This window comes from Sphingobium sp. TB-6, from assembly GCF_012927365.1.
Taxonomy (GTDB): Bacteria; Pseudomonadota; Alphaproteobacteria; order Sphingomonadales; family Sphingomonadaceae; genus Sphingobium.
In genome coordinates this window covers 101,637-124,020 of the sequence record NZ_JABBGL010000003.1, presented here as the reverse complement: position 1 = coordinate 124,020, position 22,384 = coordinate 101,637, and the positions used below count along the sequence as shown (strand labels likewise).

Sequence of the window (22,384 nt, the reverse complement as noted above, 5' to 3'; positions counted from 1 at the left end):
GAAAAATCTCCTACGCCTTTTCCAGCGTGCACTGAAGCGGATGCTGGTTCTGCCGGGCGAAATCCATCACCTGGTTCACCTTGGTTTCCGCCACCTCATAGCTGAAGATGCCGCAGACGCCGACGCCGCGCTGGTGGACATGCAGCATCACGCGGGTCGCTTCCTCCATGTCCATGCGGAAGAATTGCTGGAGGACATGGACGACGAATTCCATCGGCGTGTAGTCGTCGTTCAGCATCAGCACCTTGTAGAGCGAGGGCTTTTTCGTCCGGGCGCGAGTGCGCGTAGCGATGCCGACATTGGGACCGCCCGAGCCGTCGCCCTGGTCGTCCTGATCCCTGCCCGCCATCATTGCGGGATATGCCGATATCGAAATGCTGCTCATAATGCGGAAGGATATGGCGATTTGGTCTTGCATGGCAAGAGGGCGGGCGGGCCGTAAACCATGCTTCTCGATAGGAATGGCTCGGGAAAGTGGAAATGGGTGGAAGGCGGTCATTATATCGTCATCCCGGCGAAAGCTGGGATCTCATGGGGCCAGGTCGTGCGCTATCGCCCGAGATCCCAGCTTTCGCTGGGATGACGGAAATGATCAAACCGTCCACTTTTGGCCATGTGCCGCCTTGGGTTCGCCGGAAAAGGAAACGGCCTCCGCGCTAGGCGAAAGCCGTTTCCTTTTTCCAAAGCCCGAAGGCAAGATCAGGCGGCGAGCGACTTCACCTTGTCGGTCACCACGGTCACGCGGGCGGTCAGCGGCGACGCCACGTCGCCGGCCAGCTTGATCAGCGCTTCGCTGCTCTTGGCCGCTTCCTTGGTGAATTCGTCGAAGCTGCTCGAAAAGAGCTGGCTCTGGAGCTGGAAGAATTCGGTCGGGGTCTTCACGGTCGAGAAGCTCTTGAAAGAGGCGGTCGCCTTTTCGAAGCTCTTCTTGCTGTAATCGACAGCTTCCTGGCCCAGGGTTTCAAACCCCTTGGCCGCGATCTTGCCGGATTCGACCAGCGCTTCGACATTGCCCTTGGCGATGTCGCTGAACTCTTCGATCGCCTTGGTCGACTTCTCGACGCTCACCTTCGCCTTCTCGTTCAGGTCGGCATAGACCGTTTCGAGCTTGGCCTTGGTTTCTTCAGCAAACTTCTTTCCGGTTTCGATCACGTCGTTCATCATCTTTGTTCCTTCTGTGGCGGGCAGCAATGTGGGCTCTGACGGCCCGGCCTTCGGCAGGCTCTTGACTTCCTTGGGCTCCGGAGGCGCAGCCTTTGCCACCGGCTCAATCTTCGGCGTTTCTACCTTCGGCGCCGCAACAACCGGCGGCGGCGCAGGCGCAACGGGGGTCGGTTCGGGCTTGGCTTCCTTGACCGGTTCAGGCTCAGGCGCTGCATCGACGGCGGTGGTCGCCGCGATCACCGCCACCGGATCGGCCTTGGCCACTGGCGCCGGTTTGGCGACAGGGGTTGCAGGCTTGGGGGGCGCCGGTTTTTTCGCGGCAGGCTTCGCCGGTACATTGATCGCAGCTTCGGCGGCCTTCAGCGCCTCACTGGCGGACAGGGTCGACGATGCCTTCTTCGCGACGGGTTTCTTACGCACTGGCTTTGGGGTAACGGCCATGGACCAACCTCCCTTTGTTGCAGTGCACAATATGACTTTTGCAGCGCCGTTGCAAGCACTTTTGTGCACTGCAACAAATTTGACATATGCATATGACCGCAAGGAAAAGGCGGACTACCGCAAATTTCCGGCAAGCGGATGATTCAGCGCGTTTTCACGTAACGGCCCGGCGCATCCTCGATCGTCTTGAGTCGGCCCTTGCCCGGCTGGCGCGCGCCTTTCGCCGGCACGGTTTCAGGATTTTGCCCGCGAATCCACTCGATCCAATCGGGCCACCAGCTTCCCTTTGTCTCCTTTGCCTGCGCAAGAAAGGCGTCCAGAGTCGGCTGCGATTCGTCGCAGGCCCAATATTGATATTTCCCCGCCGCCGGCGGGTTGACCACGCCCGCAATATGCCCCGATCCCGCCAGCAGGAAACGGATCGGCCCGGCAAGATGCTCGGTCAGCTTCCACACGCTTTCCAGCGGAGCGATATGGTCCTCACGCCCCGCCTGCACATAGGCAGGGGTCTTGATCTGGCGCAGATCGATCGGCGTGCCCGCCACGCTGATCGCGCCCGGCTGCACCAACAGATTGTCGCGATAGAGCTGGGTCAGATAATCCCTGTGCCAGCGCGCCGGCAGATTAGTCGTGTCGCCATTCCAGTAGAGCAGGTCGAAGGGCGGATAATCCTGCCCCAGCAGGTAATTATTGACGACATAGTTCCAGATCAGGTCGCGCCCGCGCAGCAGGTTGAAGGTCGCGGCCATATAACGCCCGTCAAGGAATCCGCCGGTGGAAAGCTGCTCCACCATCTTCATCTGCTCATCGTCGACGAACAGGGTCAGATCGCCCGCCTGGGCAAAATCGACCTGGGCGGTGAAGAAGGTGGCGCTGGCGACCTTGTCCGCCTCCCCCCGCGCCGCCAGCAGGGCCAGCGTGGCGGCGAGCGTGGTGCCCGCGACGCAATAGCCGATGGCGTGGACGCTCGGCACCTTCAGCAGATCCCGCACCGTGTCGATCGCGTCGATCTGGCCGTCCAGGATATAATCGTCCCAGATCAAATCCTTCATCGAGGCGTCGGCCGACTTCCAGGAGACGAGGAAGACGCTGAGCCCCTGATCCACCGCCCATTTGACGAAGCTCTTTTCCGGCGAGAGGTCGAGAATGTAGAAGCGGTTAATCCAGGGCGGGAAGATGATCAGCGGCGTTTCCAGCACCGTCTCCGTCGCCGGCGCATAATGTATGAGCTGGTAGAGCGGCGTCTCCTTGATCACCTTGCCAGGGGTCGAGGCGATGTTGCGCCCCACTTCGAACGCCATGCCGTCCGTATGGGTGAGCTGGCCCTTTTCCAGATCGGCCAGCATGTGCTGCAGACCCTTCACCAGATTTTCGCCGCCGCTCTGAATCGTCCTCTGCACGACCATGGGGTTGGTCAGCGGGAAATTGCTGGGCGCCATGGCGTCGAGCATGCCGCTGGTGGCGAAACGCAGCTTCGCCTTCTGCTTCGGATCGACGCCGTCGACCGCATCGGCCAGCTTCATCAGATAATCCGACAGCAGCAAATAGCTCTGCCGGATCAGGTCGTAAAAGGGATGTTCGGTCCAGGCCGGGTCGGCAAAGCGCCGGTCCCTGGCGGCGGCGGGGCTGCCGGGCGGCGGCGGTTCGGGCTGGTCGCGCAACAGCCCGCCCGAATCGAGGAAACGCTGCCACAGGGCGAGCCCTTCATCGGCAAAACTGGTCTGGATGCGGGACACGGCTTCAGGATCGAACGGCAAGGTGCGGCCGGTCGCGCCGGCCGCCTGTTCCAGCAGCAATTGCTGCGCGCGGCCAAGCACCTGGGTCCATTGCTGCATTTCTTCGAGCGTGGGGAGATGGGGTTCCATGATGTCCTGTGCTTTCATGGCCACCTTCGTCCTCCTGGCATGGTCCGGTTCGCCGCTTTCACTGGCGTGTCGCAAGTTGGCGAGTTATAGCCAGATTGTGACGCGTCGAATGCGCATCACGCACTATTCCTTACCGAGAGCTTTCAGGAAAGCCCCAAATGTCTGAAGAATTCTACCGCATGAAGCGTCTGCCGCCCTACGTCATCGCTGAAGTCAATGCGATGCGGGCCGCCGCGCGAGCCGCGGGAGAGGACATTATCGATCTGGGGATGGGCAATCCCGACCTGCCGCCGCCCGACCATGTGATCGCCAAGCTGTGCGAAGTCGCGCAGAAGCCGAGCGCGCATGGCTATTCCCAATCCATGGGCATTCCGGGGCTGCGCAAGGCGCAGGCCAATTATTATGGCCGCCGCTTCGGCGTCGATCTGGACCCGGAAACCGAGGTCGTCGTGACCATGGGGTCGAAGGAAGGCCTCGCCAGCCTCGCCACCGCGATCACCGCGCCGGGCGATGTCGTGCTGGCGCCCAATCCCAGCTATCCTATCCACATGTTCGGCTTCATCATCGCGGGGGCGACCATCCGTTCCGTGCCGACCACGCCGGACGAGCATTATTGGCAGTCGCTGGAACGGGCGATGGCCTTCACCGTGCCGCGCCCCTCGATCCTGGTGGTGGGTTATCCCAGCAATCCGACCGCGGAGACAGTCGACCTCGCTTTCTATGAGCGGCTCGTCGCCTGGGCGAAGGAGAACAAGGTGTGGGTGCTGTCCGACCTTGCCTATTCCGAGCTTTATTATGACGGCAATCCGACACCCTCCATCCTGCAGGTGCCGGGCGCCAAGGATGTGGCGGTGGAATTCACATCGCTGTCCAAGACCTACTCCATGGCGGGTTGGCGCATCGGCTTCGCGGTCGGCAACAAGCAGTTGATCGCCGCGTTGAAGCGGGTGAAATCCTATCTCGATTATGGCGCCTTCACCCCGATCCAGGCGGCGGCCTGCGCAGCCTTGAACGGGCCGCAGGACATCGTGCAGAAGAACCGCGAACTTTATCACAAGCGCCGCGACGTGATGGTGGAGGCTTTCGGCCGGGCGGGATGGGACATTCCCGCGCCCAAGGCATCGATGTTCGCCTGGGCGCCGCTGCCCCCTGCCCTCAAGGAGATGGGGAGCCTGGAATTTTCCAAGCAGCTCCTGACCCATGCCAAGGTCGCGGTCGCGCCGGGCGTCGGCTATGGCGAGGATGGCGAGGGCTATGTCCGCATCGCCATGGTCGAGAATGAGCAGCGGCTGCGGCAGGCCGCGCGCAACATCAAGCAGTATCTCAAATCCATGGGCGTCAACACACCCGCCCAAGGCGCAGCCTGAGAGAATAGATGGCATGCTCCTGCGCAAGCAGGAGCATGATTCCCAAGGACATAATGGCGCGCAGCCCATAGAAGCATTTCGGTCCTTGCCATTTCCCTCGCTCTGCGCTGTTTGAAACCATGATCGCACTCCCACAGGTTTCCCAGGTCGCGCAGACCATCCAGCTCGCCTTGGCGCCCGTCTTCCTGCTCGCGGGCATCGGGGCGTTCCTGAACGTCTGCGTCGGCCGGCTGGCGCGCATCATCGACCGGGCACGGAAGATAGAGGAGAAGATACTCGCCTCCCGCGGCAAGGAGCATGACCGCATGGTGAGCGAGATCCGCGTGCTCGACCGGCGGATGAGCGTGGTCAATGGCGCGATCTTCCTGTCGGTGGCGTCGGCCTGCGCGGTCTGCCTGGTGGTCATCCTGCTTTTCGCGGCGAACCTGTTCGGCGTGCATCTGGGCACGCCGATCGCGATCCTCTTCATCCTGGCCATGGTGTTGCAGGCGGCGGCCTTCGGCACCTTCATCCAGGAAATCCGGCTGGCCTCGCGGACCATCCACATCCGCAATGAAGTGCTCTACCATCAGGTGGAGGAAGAGAGCGCGGCATGACGAAATTCACGGTCAACGACCGGCCTGTCCAATATCGCATGGACCCGGCGACGCCGCTGCTGTGGGCCTTGCGCGACGCATCCAACCTGACCGGGACGAAATATGGCTGCGGGACCGGGGATTGCGGCGCCTGCACCGTCGATATCGATGGGGAGGCCGTGCGGTCCTGCCAGGTGACGATCGCCGCCACCGAGGGGAAGTTCGTCACCACGATCGAAGGCCTGTCGCCCGATCGGGGCCATCCGCTGCAACAGGTGTTCGCGGCGGACAATGTGTCGCAATGCGGCTATTGCATTCCCGGCGTCATCATGACGGCCTCGGCGCTGCTGCGGCGGACCAGCGATCCGAGCGACGAGGAGATCGACGCCGCGCTGACCAACATCTGCCGTTGCGGCATCTATCCCCGATTGCGGGGCGCGATCCAGCGCGCCGGAAGGGTGATGCGGGGCGAGGAAGTGGTGGACGCCGTCCCGCCCTCAGGGATCACGCCCGATGAGGCGGCCAAGGCAGTTCCGGCGCTGCGAAAGCCTTAGATGCGTTATGTTCCTGCAAAGGCAGGAACAGGTTGCTCCTCATATAATAAGCCAGCTAACCGAAGCGATAGCCGGACACGGTCCAACCCAGCACTGTGCTGGCATGATCGCGCACCGCCGCATCCTCTCCGCCCGCGCCCAGGGCGACCATCAGGGGAAGGAGATGCTCCTCTCGCGGATGGGCGAAATGGGCTTGCGGCAGGGCGGCCCAGGCAGCGACGCGCCGGGCGCGGCTGGCCGGGTCGGGATCGGTGACGGCGGCGGTCAGGGCGTCGTCCCACAGCTTGGAGGGCGCGGTGGCCTGCGCGCCGCGGACCCGGAGATTATGGAAGCTCATGCCCGAACCGATGATGAGGACGCCTTCGTCGCGAAGCGGCGCGAGCGCTCGACCAGCGGCGATATGCGCTTCAGGATCGAGATCGCGGCGGAGCGAAAGCTGGGCAAGCGGGATGTCGGCGTCGGGAAGCGCCACCTTCATCGGGATGAAGACGCCATGGTCCCAGCCCCTCTGCTCCTCCGTGCCGGTGGGGAAGCCCGCCTGTTCCAGCAGGCTCGCGGCGCGGCGGGCTAGCGCGGGCGCGCCGGGTGCATCCCAGCGCAGCGTGTAGCTGTGCGGGGGAAAACCATAATAGTCGAACAGCAGGCCCGGCTTTTCGCCGCTGAGGACCGTGAAGCGGCTTTCCTCCCAATGGCCGGAGATCAGCAGGATCGCGCTGGGGCGTTCAGGCAGGGTAGCAATAAGCTTCGCCAGATAGTCCTGCATCGGATGCCACATCGGGTCGCTGTGCGGACGATCGGGATCACTGGGGTCCATGAAGAAGCACGGGCCGCCACCATGGGGGATGAAGAGGGTCGGTTGTCTCATGGCCCATAGATCGGAGCCGTTGCGGGCAGGCGCAAGCTGGCGGGTGGAAACGAATTGTTTCGAGTGATGTGGGGCGGGATCGAGCGGCTTCCCACCACTCATGGGAGCGAAGCGCCAGTCGCCCGGAGAGGCTAAAGTTCGGCTTCTTCCAGGACGGGGGCAATCGCCTGCGCCAGCGTCGCGCCGGAATAGGGCTTTTTCAGCAGCGTCACATCACCGAACCGTTCCGGCAAATCCAGCCCATCGCCATAGCCGGTGGCGAAAAGAAAGGAGACGCCCTTTTCCGCCAGCATGTCCGCCACCGGAAGGCTGGTTTCATTGCCGAGGTTGAAGTCCAGCACCGCCAGGTCGACATCATGGATCGCAAGCGCTTCCCGCGCGCGGCCCACGCTGGCGGCGGTGATCACTTCGGCGCCCAGATCGCGCAGCGCATCCTCGCCATCCATGGCGATGATCATATTATCCTCGACCAACAGGACGTTGCGGCCCTTGAGCAGCGTCGGGGTCGGCGCTGGCGCAGGCCTGGCGCGTTCCGTGCCCACCACGTCCGGCAGGATGGAGGCGACATGGGCGGAGGGAATGCAGAAATGCGCCTCCACCCCCGAGAGGCGGTAATTGACCTCCGCCCGGCCACCCAGATCATAGGGGATGGAGCGTTCGATCACCGTCGAGCCGAAGCCCCGGCGCGTGGGCGCGACGACCGCCGGGCCGCCGCTCTCGCACCAGTGAAGCAGCAGACTGCCGTCGCCGTCGACCTCCCAGTCGATCGCCACGCTGCCATTGTCCGACAGCGCGCCATATTTGGCGGCATTGGTCAGCAGTTCGTGGATCACCAGCGCCAGCACCGTGAAGGCCGCAGGGGTGAGCAGCACATTGGGGCCGGTCAGCTTCACCCGGTCGCGGCGCTCGCCCAGATAGGCAGCCGCCTCCACCTCGATCAGGTCATAGAGCCGCGCGGGCGCCCAGCGATCGGCGGTGATCTGGTCATGGGCGCGGGCAAGCGCATGGACGCGGCTTTCCAGCGTGTCGATGAACTGGTCGACCGACTGGGCATTGTCGCGAGTCTGGGACAGCAGACCCCGGATCAGCGAAAGGATGTTGCGAACGCGGTGATTGAGTTCCGCGATCAGCAATTCCTGCTTTTCATGCGCCTTCTGCCGTTCCTCATGGGCGGAATCGGACAGGCGCAGGACGACTTCGAGCAGCGCCGTCCGCAACGCTTCGGCCACGCGCAATTCGGCGGCGGTGAAGGGCACGGCGGTGCCGCGCACCAGTTGCGACCATTCCTCAAAGCTTTTGCGTGGGGTCAGCCGCGGGCCGTTGGGACCATATTCGACATGCTTTTCCGGGCTTCCCGCCCAGCGCACGGAGCGGAGCTGTTCGGCCCGGAACAGGACCACATAGTCGCGCGGACGGCGCGACAGCGGAATGGCGAGCAGTCCCGCCGCCCGATCGGCATAGGCGGATGCTTCAGGCATCAGGCCCGGCAGATGGTCGGTGGTGAAGACCTGGCTGGCCGCCGCCTGGTTCAGCATGGCGACGATCGCCGCGAAGCTCGGCCCGTCCGGGGTCAGGCCGGAAAAGGTCATCTGGCCGTCAATATAGACGCCGACCCCATCCGCGGGAATGGTGTCGAAGATCACATCGCCCAGCCAGCGGGCGTTGGACAGCAGGTCATGGTCCTGCGCGACCGCCGACATCAGCCGGTCGGCCACCTGCCGCGCCTTGCCCTCATAGGCGGCGGTTTCGCTGCGCTCGCGATTTTCGAGCATCATCGAGAAGATCTGGCCGAACAGTTCGGCCGCGCTGCGCTGCGCGAAACTGGGCAGGCGCGGGGCATAATGGTGGCAGGCGAACAGACCCCAGAGCCGCCCCTCGACGATGATCGAGATGGAGAGCGAAGCCCCCACCCCCATATTGCCGAGATATTCGATATGGATGGGCGATACGGCGCGAGTGAGGCACAGCGACATGTCCAGCGCCGCGCCCGAAGGGTCGAGCTGCGGCACGACGGGAACCGGCTTCGCCCGCACGTCGGCAATTACGCGAAAGATGTTGCGCAGATAGAGCGCGCGCGCCTGGGCCGGAATATCCGAAGCCGGATAGTGCAGGCCGAAAAAGCTGTCGATGCCGGGACGGAGCGCTTCGGCCACGACTTCGCCGTCGCCGCCATCAGCGAAGCGATAGACCATCACCCGGTCGAAGCCGGTCAGCGCCCGCACCTGCCGCGCGCCATCGCGCAGGAAGGCGGCCATGCCCTCCGTCTGGCCCAGGCGCGACACCATGGAGCGGACCATGCTGCTCGCTTCCATCTCGTCATGAGCGGCGGGTTCCGCCTCGATCACGACCAGCGATCCGGAGAAATGCACCGCCACATCGAATGGAGCGATCCCATCGACCAGGGCGAGCGAGAAGATGCGTTCCACCGCGTCGGGTCCGCGCAACAGGGTGATGCGGTTGCGCAAGGAATGGACCGCCTCCGCATTGAAGATGCCGCTGACCGGCTGGCCCAGCATCTGTTCGGGCGAAAGGCCGATATGGTCGGCGCTGTTGGCCGAAACGCGCGACACCAGCCAGTCGGCGGTCAGTGCGATCAGAAAGCCGAAGGGTTGGACGGCGCCCAGCACATGGATCGGCTCCCGGTCGCAATTGCTGAGGTCGACGGCGAAATCCCCGGCCGGAATATTGCCGCCATCAGCCATGGACGATCGCCACTTCGTCGCCGGCGGCGGTCGCGAACAGATCGAAGGCTGCTTGCGCGCCACGAATCGCCTCGTCAATCCATTGGTCGCCCCCTTCGGCTGCGGCCTCGTCCAGCGTCCGCTGAAAATCGGCCCATCCCCCCTTGTCATGCGTGGCCGACAGATAGGCATGCGGCAAACCCGGCGCGACCCGGCGAGCGAGCACCGCCCCGCCCAGCCGCGACCCTTCCAGCGTGTAGCGCGCGCCCCAACGAAAGGCATCGGGCAGCGGCATGGGCATCGAAATGGCGAAGGGCATGGGCAAGGCTTCGTCCAGCGCCGCGAGATCCTGCGCCACCATCGGCAGGCGCGGCGCATCGGGCTGGGCGATCTCCTCCAGCGGGGCCAGCGCCCTGGCGTGCGCCTTTAGGAAAGCGGCATAGCTGGACCGTTCCTCAAGCGAAAAACGCGAGAACAGGTCATCCACACGCTGATGGCTTTCCATCGTCGCTTGGCGCAAGGCTTGTCGGGCGCGGCCGGCATTGGGCGTTCTCGTCACTCGACGGTCCTAATGTGGTTCACGGGGCAGCGCACTGATCTGGATCAGCTTTCATTTCCTCCTGTCCCATTTCCAGGATTCCCGCCGCGAAGCGAAATTGTGCGGCGGTCGTGGACCGATGTCCATCGCGCATCAAAAGATTCTTTCAAATCGCTGACAGACAAGTTCAGCATCGCGACATCGCCCGAGTCTTAAAAGCGACATATGAGGGGCAATGGCCCCGTGAAAATGAAGGCTAATGGCATGTTGAGGAAAATGATGCTGGCGGGGTTGATGACCGCGACGGTGCTGGGCGGGATCGCCCCGGCCTACGCCCAGCGAGGCGATGACAACGGCTGGCGCGGACGCGGCGGCGAGCGGTCGGGACGGCCCGATGGCGGGCGCGGCGGTCAGGGCAATGGCCAGGCGCAACGTCAGGACGGCGGCGAGATGCGGCAACAGCAGGCGCAGCGCTGGGAACAGCGGCAGGCGGAACGGCCCGCGCCGGTGGCTCAGCCCCAGGCCCGACCGGACCGGCAGTGGCGCGGCAATGAAGCACGTCCCGAACAACGCGGACCGGACACGGTAACCCGTTGGAACCGTGGCGAACGCCGCTTCGAAACGACGGTTCGCGGCGATGACCGCAACGACCGCAACTGGAACGACCGCGATCGCGACCGCAACCGTCAGGGCTGGCAGGACAACCGGCGCGACGATGATCGCCGGGATCGGGATTGGCGCGACCGCGATCGGCGCGACGACCGCAACGACCGGCGGTGGAGCAATGACGACCGGCGCTGGAATGGCGGCAATCCGGGCTGGAATTCGGGACGGCGTTTCGATGACCGCAACCGTTGGGAAGGACAGCGGCGCTGGGACAGCGGCTGGCGCAACGACCGGCGCTATGACTGGTCGAGCTATCGCTCGCGCTATGGCGATCGCTACCGGATGGGGCGCTATTATGCGCCGCGTGGATGGAGCTACGGATATTCCCGCTATTCGATCGGGATCTTCCTGAATAGCCTGCTCTATTCGAACAGCTACTGGATCGACGATCCCTATTCTTACCGTTTGCCGCCCGCTTACGGCACGCTGCGCTGGGTCCGCTATTATGACGATGCGCTGCTGGTCGATATCCGCGACGGTTATGTGGTGGACGTGATCTACGATTTCTTCTGGTAACGCCGGAAGACAAGCGCTCCTGGACTGGCCTTCAGGAACCACTGGACCCGGAGCCACGTGCTCCGGGCTCTTTTCATTTGCGTGGACATGGGGGCCGGTGGCAGGAGGGCGTCATGAGCGAGATTGTTGACGATGGCGGCGTCGCCTCGATTGTCCGCGCACAGATCGGGGAAACGGTGCGGGCGCGGCTGGACCGCAATCCGATGGTCAGCCGGATCGATGCGCCGCACCTCGAAATCTATGGGCGGCACGAATTTCTGAGCCCGGAGGAATGCGCCGGACTGCGGGAACTGATCGATGCGGGCGCGCAGCCCTCCACCCTGTTTTCCGGCAGCGCCAACGCGGATTACCGCACCAGCGCGAGCTGCAATCTCAGCCCCTGGAGTCCGCTGGTCAGCGCGATCAGCGACCGCATCTGCGCGCTGATGGGCATCGCCCCCGAACATGGCGAGACGTTGCAGGGGCAGCGTTACCAGCCGGGGCAGGAATATAAGGCGCATTGGGACTATTTCCCGGTGACCGCCAATTACTGGCCGAGGATGCTGAAGACGGGCGGACAGCGGAGCTGGACGGCGATGATCTATCTCTCCCCCGTCGAGGCGGGCGGAGAGACGCATTTCCCGCATTGCGAATTCATGGTGCCGCCGGTTCAGGGCATGCTGCTGATGTGGAACAATATGGAGCGGGACGGATCGCCCAACAGCTTCAGCCTGCACGCCGCCCGCCCGGTGGAAAAGGGCAGCAAATATGTCGTCACCAAATGGTTTCGCGAACGGGTCTGGACGCCCTGAAGCGATCCGGCGCTGATACAAACTGCGACATAAATGACTGATTCCTGACTACTTCATTCCCAACCCGTTCAGCCGGCGGGGTGCATATCTCTCTTCGTGGTCGGCGGAACCGGTCGGGCCGGGGAACAGTTACCCCCTTCCCACCGGATTTCAGCCGCCAGGCTATGGGAGAAAACCTATGCGTAAATTGATTATCTTGGGTCTGATGGCCGCTACGGTCATGCCGGGCGCCGCCATGGCCCAGTCCCGCGGCGAAGTGCGCGACAGCGCCCGCGACCTGCGTCAGGAACAGCGAGAGCTGCGCGACGCCCAGCGCTACGGCAGCCGGCACGACGTCCGCGAGGAACGGCGGGACGTGCGCGACGCAAGGCAGGAACTGCGCGAGGATTGGCGCGATTACCGCAGGTCGCACCGCGACGTTTATCGCGGCGGCAACTGGCGGGCGCCCTTCCGTTATAATCGCTGGGAGGCCGGTGCGCGGATCCGGCCGGGCTATTACAACTCGCGCTATTATATCTCCGACCCCTATCGCTATCGCCTGCCCCGTGCCGGCGCGAACCTGCAGTGGGTGAGGCATTATAACGACGTGCTGCTGGTCAACGTGCGGACCGGCCGGGTGATGGAAGTGCATCGCGGCTTCTTCTGGTAAGCCGACCCGCCTTGAATGACGAAACGGCCCCTGGGTTAAGCTTAGGGGCCGTTTCTTTTTGCGCTATGGCGCGTGCGGTCCATTGTGAAGCCCCCTTGGCCGCGCCGCTCGTTTCCGGGCGGGCGCGGCCGATGGCGCGCGCTAGGCGCACCATCAGTCCGAAAGGGGGTGGACCATATGCCGAAACGCCCGAGGCAGCGGAATGTTCCGCCATGTCACCGGCTCAGGCGGCAAGCGCCTGCGCGATCAGGCGGCGGCTGTTGCCGATGCCGTAGAGCGCGATGAAACTGCCCATGCGCGGCCCCTGATCGGCGCCCAGCAATGTCTGGTAGAGCGCCTTGAACCAGTCGCGCAGCTCGGCAAAGCCATAGGCTTCGTCCTTGCCGATGGCATAGACGATATTCTGGATATCCTCCGCCGTGGCATTGCCGGGCAGCGCGGCCAGTTCCTCGTCGAGCTTGCGCAGGGCGGTGGCTTCGCTTTCGGTGGGCGCGCGGCGCTTGAGCGTCGGAGCGACGAAATCGCGGTGATAGGCGAGCGCATGGCCGATCAGCGCGTCCAGTTCCGGATAGGTCTCCGCATTCGCATCCGCGACATAGTTCTGGAGATAGCCCCAGACCTGTTCGCGGCTGGCATCGCCCATCACGCCGACCAGATTGAGCAGTAAGCCGAAAGTGACCGGCAGTTCACCTTCGGGCAGTTCGCCGTCATGAATGTGATGGACGGGGTTGCCGAGCTGCTGCTCGACCGCCTGCTTGGGGTAGTTGCCACGGAACTGCCAATATTCGTCCACCGCGCGGGGGATGACGCCCATGTGGAGTTGCTTGGCCTTTTTCGGCTCGCGATAGGCGTAGAAGGCAAGGCTCTCCTGCGGGCCGTAGGTCAGCCATTGCTCCAGGCTGAGGCCGTTGCCCTTGGACTTGGAGATCTTCTCGCCCTTTTCGTCGAGGAACATCTCGTAATTGAAGCCTTCGGGCGGGCGGGCGCCCAGAGCGCGGCAGATCTTCGACGACTGGGTGACCGAATCGATCAGATCCTTGCCCGCCATCTCATAATCGACACCCAGCGCGACCCAGCGCATCGCCCAGTCGACCTTCCATTGCAGCTTCGCGCCGCCCGAGAGGATCGATTGTTCGATGACCTCGCCCTCATCCTCGAAGCGGATGAGGCCCGTGGCGGCGTCGATCACCTGCACCGGCACCTGAAGCACGATGCCGCTCTTGGGGCTGATCGGCAGGACCGGGGAATAGGTCGCCTGCCGTTCCTTGCGCAGCGTCGGCAGCATGATGTCCATGATGTCCTGATAATGGCGCAGGACGTTCTTGAGCGCCTCATCGAAAGCGCCGGACTTGTAACGCTCTGTGGCCGAAACGAACTCATAGTCGAAGCCGAAGCGGTCGAGAAAATCCCGCAGCATCGCGTTGTTGTGATGCGCGAAGCTCTCGAACTTCTCGAACGGGTCTGGCACCTGCGTCAACGGCTTGCCCAGATGCTGCGTCAGCATCGCCTGATTGGGCACATTGTCGGGCACCTTGCGCAAGCCATCCATATCGTCGCTGAACGCGATCAGGCGGGTCGGGATGTCCGACAGCGCATGATAGGCGTTGCGGACCATGGTGGTGCGCAATACCTCGTTGAACGTGCCGATATGCGGCAAGCCCGAGGGGCCGTAGCCGGTTTCGAACAGGACATAGCCCTTTTCGGGCGCGCCGTTCTGATAGCGTTTCAGGAGCTTGCGGGCTTCCTCATAGGGCCAGGCCTTGGACGCCTGCGCGGCGGTGCGGAGAAGTTCGGACACGGTCATGATGCGCTCCCCTAAGCATTTTCCAGTCAGATGGAAACATCTGCCGATTCGTAAAATGCGAAGGCCAAAGCATCCGCTATGGACGAAAGGGAACGATTTTCAGTGCCAAAGTGGAGACGAATGGCGGGTTTCGGGCGGCCGTCTTTAACTTTGATTAACCCTGATGATGCATATTTATCACGAGCTTAGAGCTGGTCTGACTATGGAGCGGTTGAGGAACGGCGAGGGATTTTGGGTGCTGGACAGGAGTGATTGCCGCCACGATGCGGAGACATCGGGGCAAGATCACGACGCAGCCAGCGCGCAAAAGACCCGCCGGACCGACCCGCTCCATAGTCAGACCAGTTCTTGAGGGGGCTCAGGAGGGACTATGCAGCCGCGCAGCCGTCACAGAATAACCGTCGATATTCCCGTCATCGTGACCACGGTACTCGACAGCCTGGAAGGAACGATCGTCGATTTGAGCGAAGGCGGCGCCCAGATAGCGGGCTGCGGGCTGCCTGTGCGCAGCCAGTGCCAGATCGATTATGACGGCCATGTCGTCTTCGCGACGGTGCAATGGTCGGAAGAAGACCGCATGGGCATCCGCTTCCCCTATGAACTGGCCGACGGGCCGCTGTTCGACCGGCTGGAGATTGCGCGGTCGGCACGGCTTGCGCCGACGGCCTTTCAACCCCGGACCTTGGGCGCGCGCCCTGCGGGTGGATTCGGACGGCGGTTCGGCTGAATCGCCCGTTTTTCAGGTTTCCCTTTTGTTCCCGTTCGCCTAAGCGATATGGGTGATCGATCCCGCCGCCCTGCCCGCCCTTCACGCCAGTCATGGCGGCATCTGGCTCAGGGAAGGCACCGAGACGCAGGCCGTCGCCAAGGGAGCCGCGATCGCGCGAACGGCCGAGACGCCGACGCTGCTGCTGAATGCGCCGCTGACCGGGCAGCGGCTGGGCTATCCCGATCTGAACGGCCTCGATCTGCTGGAACTGTGGGCCTTCATCCATCCGGCGCGCTTTCTGGTGCCAACGCCCAAGGGGCTGGCCGAAGCGCTGAACCTGCCCCGTCCGGCGCGTGAATCGGATATACCCGCATTGTTGCAGGCTGCGACCAGCGCCTTGCTGGCAACGCTGGAATCCCCCTCATGGGCGGAGCGCGAGGGCGGCTGGACGGCGGCGCAATCGCTGCATCGGCTGCGCTGGCCCTGGGCGCCGCTGGTGGCGCCCCGCATCGCTCAGCCGAAGGAGGCGGAGCGCTGGCTCTTTTCCAAGCTTCCGGAATGGGAGGAGGTTCCGCCCCGCCCTGCCCCCCGCTCGGTTTCGCTGCAATCCGACGCAGTGGTGGCGCGGCTGGAGCAGTTGACCGGCGCGGGCGCCGAAGCGCGGCCCGGCCAGCGCGCCTATGCAGCGGCGGCGGCGGACGTCTTCCGGCCCAAGGCGCATCGCGACCAGCCCAATATGCTGCTGGCGGAGGCCGGGACGGGGATCGGCAAGACATTGGGCTATCTCGCCCCCGCCTCGCTCTGGGCCCGGGAAGCGCAGGGGACGGTGTGGATTTCCACCTATACCAAGGCGTTGCAGCGGCAATTGGACCGGGAATCCTTGCGCCTTTTTCCCGATCCCGCCGTGGCGGCGAAGCGGGTGGTGGTGCGCAAGGGGCGGGAAAATTATCTCTGCCTGCTCAATCTTGAGGATGCGCTGCAAGGCGGCTTTTCCGGGCGCGCAGCGATATTGGCGCAACTGGTGGCGCGCTGGGCGGCCTTCACCAAGGATGGCGACATGATCGGCGGCGACCTGCCGGGCTGGCTGCCGACTTTGTTCCGGCGCAACGGTTCCACCGCGCTGACCGATCGGCGCGGCGAGTGCATCTATGCGGGCTGTCCGCATTACCGCAAATGCTTCATCGAGCGATCGGCGCGGGCCTCGGCGGACGCGGATATCGTGATCGCCAATCATGCGCTGGTGATGATCAACGCGGCGCGTGGGCGGGAAACGGGGCAGGCGCCGCAGCGCATCGTGTTCGACGAAGGCCATCATCTGTTCGACGCGGCGGATTCGACCTTTTCCGTTGCCCTGTCGGGGCAGGAGGCGATCGAGCTGCGCCGTTGGGTGATGGGGCCGGAGGGCAATTCGCGCGGACGGCGGCGCGGCCTCGCGGCGCGGCTGTCAGACCTCGCCAGCTATGACGAGCAGGGCGGCGAGGCGATCCGGGCAGCGGCGGAGGCGGCGCGGGCACTCCCCGCCGATGAGTGGCTGAAGCGGATCGTCGCGGGCGAGCCGTTCGGGCCAGTGGAGGAACTGCTCGCGGCGGTGCGCGGCACGGTCTATGCGCGGGCCGCCGATACGGGCGAGGCCGATGCGGGCTATGGGCTGGAAACCGAGCTGGCCGAACCGGATGGCGCGCTGGTCGAGGCGGCGCAGGAGGCGGCTCGGGCGCTGGATGCGCTGCTGCGCCCCCTCACCCATCTGGGCAAGCGGATGGAGGCCGTGATCGAGGATGCGCCCGACTGGCTGGACGGCGCGGCGCGGGCGCGGGTCGAAGGGGCGATCGCCTCGCTGGGCTGGCGGCGCGATCTGGTGACCGCCTGGCTGGCGCTGCTGGCGCGGGCCGGCGGACCGGCGGATGCGGACTTTGTGGACTGGCTGGCAGTCGAGCGGATCGAGGGGCGGGAGTTCGACATCGGCATCCACCGCCACTGGCTGGACCCGACGCGGCCCCTCGCGCAAACGGTGCTGAAACCGGCGCAGGGGGTGCTGATCACCTCCGCCACGCTGAAGGGCGGCGGCGATTGGGACAATGCGATCAGCCGCAGCGGCGCGAACCATTTGCCGCGTGGCGCCGAGCAGTTCGAGGCAAGCAGCCCCTTCGACTATCCGGAACGGTCGGAAGTGCTGATCGTCACCGACATCAAGCGCGGCGACATTGCGGCGCTGTCGGGCGCCTATGCGCGGCTGATCGAGGCGGCGGGCGGCGGAACTTTGGGCCTGTTCACCGCGATCCGGCGGCTGCGCGCCGTCCATGCGCGGATCGCCGACCGGCTGGCGCGGGCGGGACTGCCGCTTTACGCCCAGCATGTCGACCCGATCGATACGGGCACGCTGATCGATATTTTCCGCGACGATCCCCGCGCTTCGCTGCTGGGCACCGATGCGTTGCGCGACGGCGTGGACGTGCCGGGCCATTCGTTGCGGCTGGTGGTGATGGAGGGCGTGCCCTGGTCGAAGCCGACCGTGCTGCATGCCGCACGCAAGCTGGCCGGGGGCGGCAGCGCCTATGACGACCGGCTGATCCGGGCGCGGATGGCGCAGGCCTTCGGGCGATTGATCCGGCGGGCGGAGGACCGGGGAAGCTTCGTCATCCTCTCCGCCGCCATGCCCAGCCGGCTGCTCAGCGCCTTTCCGCCCGGCACGCCGATCCGCCGTATGACGCTGGACGAAGCCATCATATCGGTCAGCGGCCATTCCCGCGCTGGCCTTGGCGGCGATGCAGCGCTAGGGCTTCAGGGACTCGAATCCGGCACCCACGACCTGGAGCAAAAATGAAGCGGTTGATCCTGTTCCGTCACGCCAAGTCCGATTGGGACGATCCGGTTGCGCGGGACTTCGACCGGCCTCTGAACCGTCGTGGCGAGAAGGCCGCGCTGGTGATGGGCGAATTCGCCAAGGCGCGGGGCATCCGGTTCGACATGGTGGTCGCATCCCCTGCGGTGCGGGTGGTGGAAACGCTGAACAGCTTCTTCACCAGCTATGGCGAGGTGGTCGATCCGCATTGGGACCGGCGCATCTATCTGGCCTCCACCCCCACCCTGTTCGAGGTGATCCGCGACCTGCCCGACAGCGCCGACAGCGTGCTGATGTCGGGTCATAATCCGGGGCTGGAGGAATTGATCCTCGATCTCGTCCCCGACGACGGCGCCAGCCCGCTGCGCGAGGATGTGGAGGTGAAATTCCCCACCGCCTCGATCGCGGTCATGGATCTGCCCATCGACCATTGGAGCGAGGCGAAACCCAATATCGCGAGCCTTGCCAGCTTCACCCGTCCACGCGACCTTGATCCGGCTTTGGGGCCGGGATCGCGCTGAGGGGCATGTGACGCCGATCCTCTGGCGACGGGCGGAGGCGCAAGATGCGGCGGCGCTATCGCTACTGGGCGGGGCGACCTTCCTCGCCAGCTTCGCGCATGATCATCCGGGCGACGCGCTGATCGCCCATATCCGCAGCGCGCACGGAGAAGCCTATTATGCGGCGGCGCTGGCCGATCGCGACCAGGTGCTACTGATCGGAGAAACGCCGCTGGGCGCCCCTGTCGGCTATGCCCTGCTGACGCCGCCTGCGCTGCCCATCGAGACGCGGGAGGGCGATCTTGAACTCAAGCGCATCTATCTGCTCTCCGGCTGGCAGGGTGGAGGCAATGGCGCCAGGCTGATGGCGCTGGTGATGGAGGAAGCGCGGTGGCGTGGCGCGAAGCGATTATTGCTGGCGGTCTATGAGCGCAATAAGCAGGCCCAGCGTTTCTATGCGCGGCATGGCTTCACCGAAGTGAGCGAGACGGTCTTCATGGTAGGCGACGTGCCGTTTCGGGATCTGATCTTTGCAGCGCCGCTGGAATGATGACAGTTATTCGCCAATAGCCTTGGCCAATGCCGCCCGAATGGCTTCGAGCCGGGGAAGCAGATCGGCTCCAGGCATCGATTCGCCATTTTTCGCAGGCGCCACCGATGCCGGAAGCGGATCGCCGCTGCCATCGGCCAGCGCCTTTTGCGCGCCGCGCACGGTGAAGCCCTCGACATTCAGCAGATGATTGATCCGCCGCACCAGCGCCACATCGGCGGGCCGGTAATAGCGGCGGTTGCCCGAACGCTGGAGCGGTCGAAGCTGGGTGAAACGCGTTTCCCAATAGCGCAAGATATGCTGCGGGAGATCGAGTTCGCTCGCCAGCTCACTGATCGTCAGAAATGCGCCCTCTGCCTTTTCCATGGTCATGATGTTGCACCCTTAGCGGCGCCAAGGTCAACCTTCGGGAAAATGGCTATTTTGGCGATCGTTCGGAGCGCGCTGCACCAAATCCGCTGCAGCGCCCTCTTGTTTTTGATTTTCGCATCGTTTCAGGCGCGCGATGCCGAGCGCCTCAGACCGAAGCGACCCGATCCCGCATCGTCTGGCTGGCGCGGAAGGTCAGCACCCGGCGCGGTTCGATCGGCACTTCGACGCCCGTCTTGGGGTTGCGGCCCATGCGCTGCGTCTTGTCGCGCAGGACGAAGGTGCCGAAGCTGGAGATCTTCACATTTTCCCCGCGTTCGAGCGCGACGGACATATGCTCCAATATGGATTCGATTAAGGTTGCCGCTTCCGCCCTTGAGAGGCCAATATGACGGTTCACGCTCTCCGCAAGATCCGCGCGCGTTAGAGTCCCTGTACCGCTCATCGCACTTCCCCACCTTGACACCCGTCGAGCCTAAATGCGGGTGATCATTTGACAATGTGCGCGCTTCTGCATGATTCGGCAAGATGATGCACAGCCGAAATCCTTAAAAAACCGTGAAAAATTGGCGATATAGCGGTCCCGGAACGGGACTTGGAGCGTTCCGGGGGAAAGCGTGAGCGATTCTCGGCGGAACCGACCCGTCAAGATATGACGTGGATTGGTTCGGGGATGTGAAAATGGGTGGATGGCGGACTTTCAGTTTCCGTTCGCCCTGAGCTTGTCGAAGGGCCCTGCTGAGCGAAGGCGAAGCATGGGAGCCTCGCGACGCTCGGCTGAGGGCTTCGACTTGCCGAAGGCAAGTTTATCCTGAGCGCCTGCCTTGGCAGGCAGACGAAGGGCTCAGCCCGAACGGATATCACGCGTCAGCAAATGGCCAAATTCGGCCCTACACCCGCAGGACGCAGGCGCCCCAGGTGAAACCGCCGCCCATCGCCTCCAGCACCAGCAGATCGCCGGGCTGGATGCGTCCGTCGCGCATGGCGAGATCGAGCGCGAGGGGCACCGAAGCGGCGGAGGTGTTGGCGTGTTGATCGACCGTCATCACCACCTTCTCCGGCGCCAGTTTCAGCTTGCGCGCCGTCGCGTCGAGAATGCGGGCATTGGCCTGATGCGGGACCAGCCAATCGATCTCGGCCGGGGTCATGCCGGCGACCTCCATCACTTCGGTCAGCACCGAAGCGAGGTTGGTGACGGCATGGCGGAAGACTTCCTGCCCCTTCATGCGCAACTTGCCGACCGTTTGCGTGGTCGAAGGGCCGCCGTCGACATAGAGAAGCTGGTTATGGCGGCCATCGGCATGAAGCTTCGAAGCAAGGATGCCGCGCTTGCCGTCGGCACTTTCCTCCGCGCCCAGCACGACCGCACCCGCGCCGTCACCGAAGAGGACGCAGGTGGTGCGATCTTCCCAATCGAGGATGCGGCTGAAGGTTTCCGAGCCGATCACGATCGCGTTCCGCGCCGCGCCCGAGCAGATCATGCTGTCCGCCACAGTGATGGCGTAGAGGAAGCCCGAACAGACCGCAGCCACGTCGAAAGCGACGCAATCATTGATGCCGAGCGCCGCCTGAACGATCGTGGCGGAGGCAGGAAAGGTCTGGTCGGGCGTTGCCGTGGCGAGGATGATCAGGTCGATATCCTGCGCGCTGAGGCCTGCCGCTTCCAGGGCGGCCTTGGCGGCGTCGGTGGCAAGCGACGCGGTGGTTTCGCCCTCGCCGGCAATATAGCGGTTACGGATGCCGGTGCGCTCGACGATCCATTCGTCGCTCGTGTCCACGGTCTGCGCCAATTCGGCATTGCTGACGGAGCGGACGGGCAGGGCGGAACCCGTGCCCAGGAGAACGGATCGGCGGATCACTTTGCGGGCAGCTCCATCCTGGATGCGGGAGCGGTCAGCCCCTCGATCCCGTGCATGTCGGCGGCGATACGCCGGGTGATGTCTTCCTCCAGCAGCCGCGCGGCGACATGGACGGCGTTGGCGACGCCCTTGTCATTGGCGCTGCCATGGCTCTTCACCACCACGCCATTGAGGCCAAGGAAGACGGCGCCATTATGGTTGTTGGGGTCGAGATGATGCCGCAGCAGATGCATCGCCGGCTTCGAGATCAGGAAACCGAGCTTGGAGCGGATAGAACTGGTGAAGGCGGTGCGCAACAGGTCGGTCACGAAACGGGCCGTGCCCTCCGCCGTCTTCAATGCGACATTGCCGGAAAAGCCGTCCGACACGATCACGTCGACATCGCCCCGGCCGATCTTGTCGCCTTCAGTGAAGCCTTCGAAGGATAGCGGCAGGCTGGTCGCGGCGCGCAGGATCGCGGCGGCGTCGCGGATTTCCTCCGTGCCCTTCATCTCCTCGGTGCCGATATTCATCAGACGCACGCGGGGCCGCTCCAGGTCGAGCGCGATGCGGGCATAGGCCGCGCCCATCACCGCGAACTGGACGAGATTGCGCGCGTCGCATTCGGTGTTGGCACCCAGGTCCAGCATGACCACGTCATTGTCGCCCAGGGTCGGCAGCATGGCGGCGAGCGCGGGGCGGTCAACGCCCTTCATGGTGCGCAGGGCGAGCTTCGCCATCGCCATCAGCGCGCCGGTATTGCCGGCCGAAACGGCCGCGCCGCATGTCCCCGCCTTCACCGCCGCGATGGCCATGCTCATCGAGCTGGTCTTCTTGCGGATGGCGACGCTGGGCTTGTCGCCCGAATCCACGACGTCGGCTGCGTGGACGATTTCCGACGCGGCGCGCAGATTGGGATGATGGTCGAGCGCGGACTTGATCCGCGCTTCGTCTCCGAAAAGGGTGAAGCGCAGCCCTTCGTGACGGTGACGGGCGAGCGCTGCGCCCGCCATCATCACGCGTACGCCTTCATCCCCGCCCATCGCGTCGATTGCGATTCGCGGTTGGCTGGACAAGTTAACGCACCCTTTTCAGGAGAAATT

21 protein-coding genes are annotated in these 22,384 nt (G+C 64.2%); 10 read left to right on the top strand and 11 right to left on the bottom strand.

The genetic code is table 11. The annotated features are described in order from the left end of the window. Positions 1 to 10 precede the first annotated feature (10 nt). The 3 genes from clpS to phaC form a co-directional block, all read right to left on the bottom strand. On the bottom strand, positions 11 to 418 hold the full coding sequence (gene clpS / locus HHL26_RS05895; RefSeq protein WP_066560041.1) for an ATP-dependent Clp protease adapter ClpS: 408 nt from the start codon (positions 416 to 418) through the stop codon (positions 11 to 13). Between the two features lie 281 nt (positions 419 to 699). Then, a complete protein-coding gene (locus tag HHL26_RS05890) occupies positions 700 to 1,605 on the bottom strand; it encodes a phasin family protein (RefSeq protein WP_066560043.1) in 906 nt (301 codons plus the stop codon). A 143-nt stretch (positions 1,606 to 1,748) separates the two neighbouring features. Then, positions 1,749 to 3,488, bottom strand: a complete 1,740-nt coding sequence (gene phaC, locus HHL26_RS05885) for a class I poly(R)-hydroxyalkanoic acid synthase (RefSeq protein WP_066560045.1) — start codon at positions 3,486 to 3,488, stop codon at positions 1,749 to 1,751. Positions 3,489 to 3,628: 140 nt separating this feature from the next. Here phaC and HHL26_RS05880 point away from each other — a divergent pair, with 140 nt between their 5' ends. The 3 genes from HHL26_RS05880 (at position 3,629) to HHL26_RS05870 (ending at position 5,966) form a co-directional block, all read left to right on the top strand. Next, positions 3,629 to 4,837 (top strand): LL-diaminopimelate aminotransferase, encoded by a 1,209-nt coding sequence (locus tag HHL26_RS05880; RefSeq protein ID WP_066560047.1) that lies wholly within the window; start codon positions 3,629 to 3,631, stop codon positions 4,835 to 4,837. 119 nt (positions 4,838 to 4,956) lie between these two features. Then, the gene (locus tag HHL26_RS05875) at positions 4,957 to 5,433 is read left to right on the top strand and encodes a DUF2721 domain-containing protein (protein ID WP_066560049.1); all 477 of its coding nucleotides are present in this window, start codon (positions 4,957 to 4,959) and stop codon (positions 5,431 to 5,433) included. Then, positions 5,430 to 5,966 (top strand): (2Fe-2S)-binding protein, encoded by a 537-nt coding sequence (locus HHL26_RS05870; protein ID WP_066560051.1) that lies wholly within the window; start codon positions 5,430 to 5,432, stop codon positions 5,964 to 5,966. Before HHL26_RS05875 ends, HHL26_RS05870 begins: the two co-directional genes overlap by 4 nt. Before the next feature lie 55 nt (positions 5,967 to 6,021). On the opposite strand, the gene HHL26_RS05865 is transcribed toward HHL26_RS05870, so the two are convergent. The 3 genes from HHL26_RS05865 to HHL26_RS05855 form a co-directional block, all read right to left on the bottom strand. Next, entirely contained in the window at positions 6,022 to 6,831 is an 810-nt protein-coding gene (locus HHL26_RS05865; protein ID WP_066560053.1) for a class III extradiol ring-cleavage dioxygenase, read from the bottom strand. A gap of 131 nt (positions 6,832 to 6,962) precedes the next feature. After that, positions 6,963 to 9,533 carry an HWE histidine kinase domain-containing protein gene (locus HHL26_RS05860; protein WP_066560056.1) on the bottom strand — a complete coding sequence of 857 codons (2,571 nt, stop codon included), beginning with the start codon at positions 9,531 to 9,533 and terminating at the stop codon, positions 6,963 to 6,965. Next, positions 9,526 to 10,071: a biliverdin-producing heme oxygenase gene (locus HHL26_RS05855; protein WP_237229839.1), complete on the bottom strand. Its 546-nt coding sequence runs from the start codon at positions 10,069 to 10,071 to the stop codon at positions 9,526 to 9,528. Before HHL26_RS05855 ends, HHL26_RS05860 begins: the two co-directional genes overlap by 8 nt. Before the next feature lie 243 nt (positions 10,072 to 10,314). Here HHL26_RS05855 and HHL26_RS05850 point away from each other — a divergent pair, with 243 nt between their 5' ends. The 3 genes from HHL26_RS05850 to HHL26_RS05840 all read left to right on the top strand — a co-directional run bounded on the left by HHL26_RS05850 (position 10,315) and on the right by HHL26_RS05840 (position 12,672). Then, complete coding sequence (locus HHL26_RS05850) at positions 10,315 to 11,232, top strand: RcnB family protein (protein WP_066561976.1); 918 nt, start codon at positions 10,315 to 10,317, stop codon at positions 11,230 to 11,232. Positions 11,233 to 11,345: 113 nt separating this feature from the next. Further along, the gene (locus HHL26_RS05845; RefSeq protein WP_066560060.1) at positions 11,346 to 12,023 is read left to right on the top strand and encodes a 2OG-Fe(II) oxygenase; all 678 of its coding nucleotides are present in this window, start codon (positions 11,346 to 11,348) and stop codon (positions 12,021 to 12,023) included. Positions 12,024 to 12,201: 178 nt separating this feature from the next. Next, the gene (locus HHL26_RS05840; RefSeq protein ID WP_066560061.1) at positions 12,202 to 12,672 is read left to right on the top strand and encodes an RcnB family protein; all 471 of its coding nucleotides are present in this window, start codon (positions 12,202 to 12,204) and stop codon (positions 12,670 to 12,672) included. Positions 12,673 to 12,895: 223 nt separating this feature from the next. On the opposite strand, the gene HHL26_RS05835 is transcribed toward HHL26_RS05840, so the two are convergent. Continuing rightward, positions 12,896 to 14,476 carry a lysine--tRNA ligase gene (locus HHL26_RS05835; protein ID WP_066560063.1) on the bottom strand — a complete coding sequence of 527 codons (1,581 nt, stop codon included), beginning with the start codon at positions 14,474 to 14,476 and terminating at the stop codon, positions 12,896 to 12,898. Between the two features lie 370 nt (positions 14,477 to 14,846). Here HHL26_RS05835 and HHL26_RS05830 point away from each other — a divergent pair, with 370 nt between their 5' ends. From HHL26_RS05830 to HHL26_RS05815, 4 genes are read left to right on the top strand one after another with little or no spacing between them, the layout of a single operon-like run. Continuing rightward, a complete protein-coding gene (locus tag HHL26_RS05830; RefSeq protein ID WP_066560071.1) occupies positions 14,847 to 15,203 on the top strand; it encodes a PilZ domain-containing protein in 357 nt (118 codons plus the stop codon). A gap of 52 nt (positions 15,204 to 15,255) precedes the next feature. Then, complete coding sequence (locus tag HHL26_RS05825; RefSeq protein WP_066560075.1) at positions 15,256 to 18,006, top strand: ATP-dependent DNA helicase; 2,751 nt, start codon at positions 15,256 to 15,258, stop codon at positions 18,004 to 18,006. Further along, a complete protein-coding gene (locus tag HHL26_RS05820) occupies positions 18,003 to 18,545 on the top strand; it encodes a histidine phosphatase family protein (protein ID WP_066560079.1) in 543 nt (180 codons plus the stop codon). Before HHL26_RS05825 ends, HHL26_RS05820 begins: the two co-directional genes overlap by 4 nt. Before the next feature lie 7 nt (positions 18,546 to 18,552). Beyond that, complete coding sequence (locus HHL26_RS05815; protein ID WP_066561978.1) at positions 18,553 to 19,074, top strand: GNAT family N-acetyltransferase; 522 nt, start codon at positions 18,553 to 18,555, stop codon at positions 19,072 to 19,074. Between the two features lie 6 nt (positions 19,075 to 19,080). Here HHL26_RS05815 and HHL26_RS05810 read toward each other — a convergent pair whose 3' ends face one another. The 4 genes from HHL26_RS05810 to plsX form a co-directional block, all read right to left on the bottom strand. Continuing rightward, positions 19,081 to 19,440: a MerR family transcriptional regulator gene (locus HHL26_RS05810; protein ID WP_066561980.1), complete on the bottom strand. Its 360-nt coding sequence runs from the start codon at positions 19,438 to 19,440 to the stop codon at positions 19,081 to 19,083. Positions 19,441 to 19,591: 151 nt separating this feature from the next. Next, positions 19,592 to 19,888 carry an integration host factor subunit alpha gene (gene ihfA / locus HHL26_RS05805; protein WP_066560080.1) on the bottom strand — a complete coding sequence of 99 codons (297 nt, stop codon included), beginning with the start codon at positions 19,886 to 19,888 and terminating at the stop codon, positions 19,592 to 19,594. A 445-nt stretch (positions 19,889 to 20,333) separates the two neighbouring features. Then, positions 20,334 to 21,302 carry a beta-ketoacyl-ACP synthase III gene (locus tag HHL26_RS05800; RefSeq protein ID WP_066560083.1) on the bottom strand — a complete coding sequence of 323 codons (969 nt, stop codon included), beginning with the start codon at positions 21,300 to 21,302 and terminating at the stop codon, positions 20,334 to 20,336. After that, positions 21,299 to 22,324 (bottom strand): phosphate acyltransferase PlsX, encoded by a 1,026-nt coding sequence (gene plsX, locus HHL26_RS05795; protein WP_066560084.1) that lies wholly within the window; start codon positions 22,322 to 22,324, stop codon positions 21,299 to 21,301. The genes HHL26_RS05800 and plsX overlap by 4 nt, the downstream gene beginning before the upstream one ends. Positions 22,325 to 22,384: the final 60 nt, after the last annotated feature.

Excerpts from the sequence above, each read along its gene's own strand:
- clpS (WP_066560041.1), bottom strand. The coding sequence starts at position 418 with ATGCAAGACCAAATCGCCATATCCTTCCGCATTATGAGCAGCATTTCG.
- HHL26_RS05890 (WP_066560043.1), bottom strand. The coding sequence starts at position 1,605 with ATGGCCGTTACCCCAAAGCCAGTGCGTAAGAAACCCGTCGCGAAGAAG.
- phaC (WP_066560045.1), bottom strand. The coding sequence starts at position 3,488 with ATGAAAGCACAGGACATCATGGAACCCCATCTCCCCACGCTCGAAGAA.
- HHL26_RS05880 (WP_066560047.1), top strand. The coding sequence starts at position 3,629 with ATGTCTGAAGAATTCTACCGCATGAAGCGTCTGCCGCCCTACGTCATC.
- HHL26_RS05875 (WP_066560049.1), top strand. The coding sequence starts at position 4,957 with ATGATCGCACTCCCACAGGTTTCCCAGGTCGCGCAGACCATCCAGCTC.
- HHL26_RS05870 (WP_066560051.1), top strand. The coding sequence starts at position 5,430 with ATGACGAAATTCACGGTCAACGACCGGCCTGTCCAATATCGCATGGAC.
- HHL26_RS05865 (WP_066560053.1), bottom strand. The coding sequence starts at position 6,831 with ATGAGACAACCGACCCTCTTCATCCCCCATGGTGGCGGCCCGTGCTTC.
- HHL26_RS05860 (WP_066560056.1), bottom strand. The coding sequence starts at position 9,533 with ATGGCTGATGGCGGCAATATTCCGGCCGGGGATTTCGCCGTCGACCTC.
- HHL26_RS05850 (WP_066561976.1), top strand. The coding sequence starts at position 10,315 with ATGTTGAGGAAAATGATGCTGGCGGGGTTGATGACCGCGACGGTGCTG.
- HHL26_RS05845 (WP_066560060.1), top strand. The coding sequence starts at position 11,346 with ATGAGCGAGATTGTTGACGATGGCGGCGTCGCCTCGATTGTCCGCGCA.
- HHL26_RS05840 (WP_066560061.1), top strand. The coding sequence starts at position 12,202 with ATGCGTAAATTGATTATCTTGGGTCTGATGGCCGCTACGGTCATGCCG.
- HHL26_RS05835 (WP_066560063.1), bottom strand. The coding sequence starts at position 14,476 with ATGACCGTGTCCGAACTTCTCCGCACCGCCGCGCAGGCGTCCAAGGCC.
- HHL26_RS05830 (WP_066560071.1), top strand. The coding sequence starts at position 14,847 with ATGCAGCCGCGCAGCCGTCACAGAATAACCGTCGATATTCCCGTCATC.
- HHL26_RS05820 (WP_066560079.1), top strand. The coding sequence starts at position 18,003 with ATGAAGCGGTTGATCCTGTTCCGTCACGCCAAGTCCGATTGGGACGAT.
- HHL26_RS05810 (WP_066561980.1), bottom strand. The coding sequence starts at position 19,440 with ATGGAAAAGGCAGAGGGCGCATTTCTGACGATCAGTGAGCTGGCGAGC.
- ihfA (WP_066560080.1), bottom strand. The coding sequence starts at position 19,888 with ATGAGCGGTACAGGGACTCTAACGCGCGCGGATCTTGCGGAGAGCGTG.
- plsX (WP_066560084.1), bottom strand. The coding sequence starts at position 22,324 with ATGGGCGGGGATGAAGGCGTACGCGTGATGATGGCGGGCGCAGCGCTC.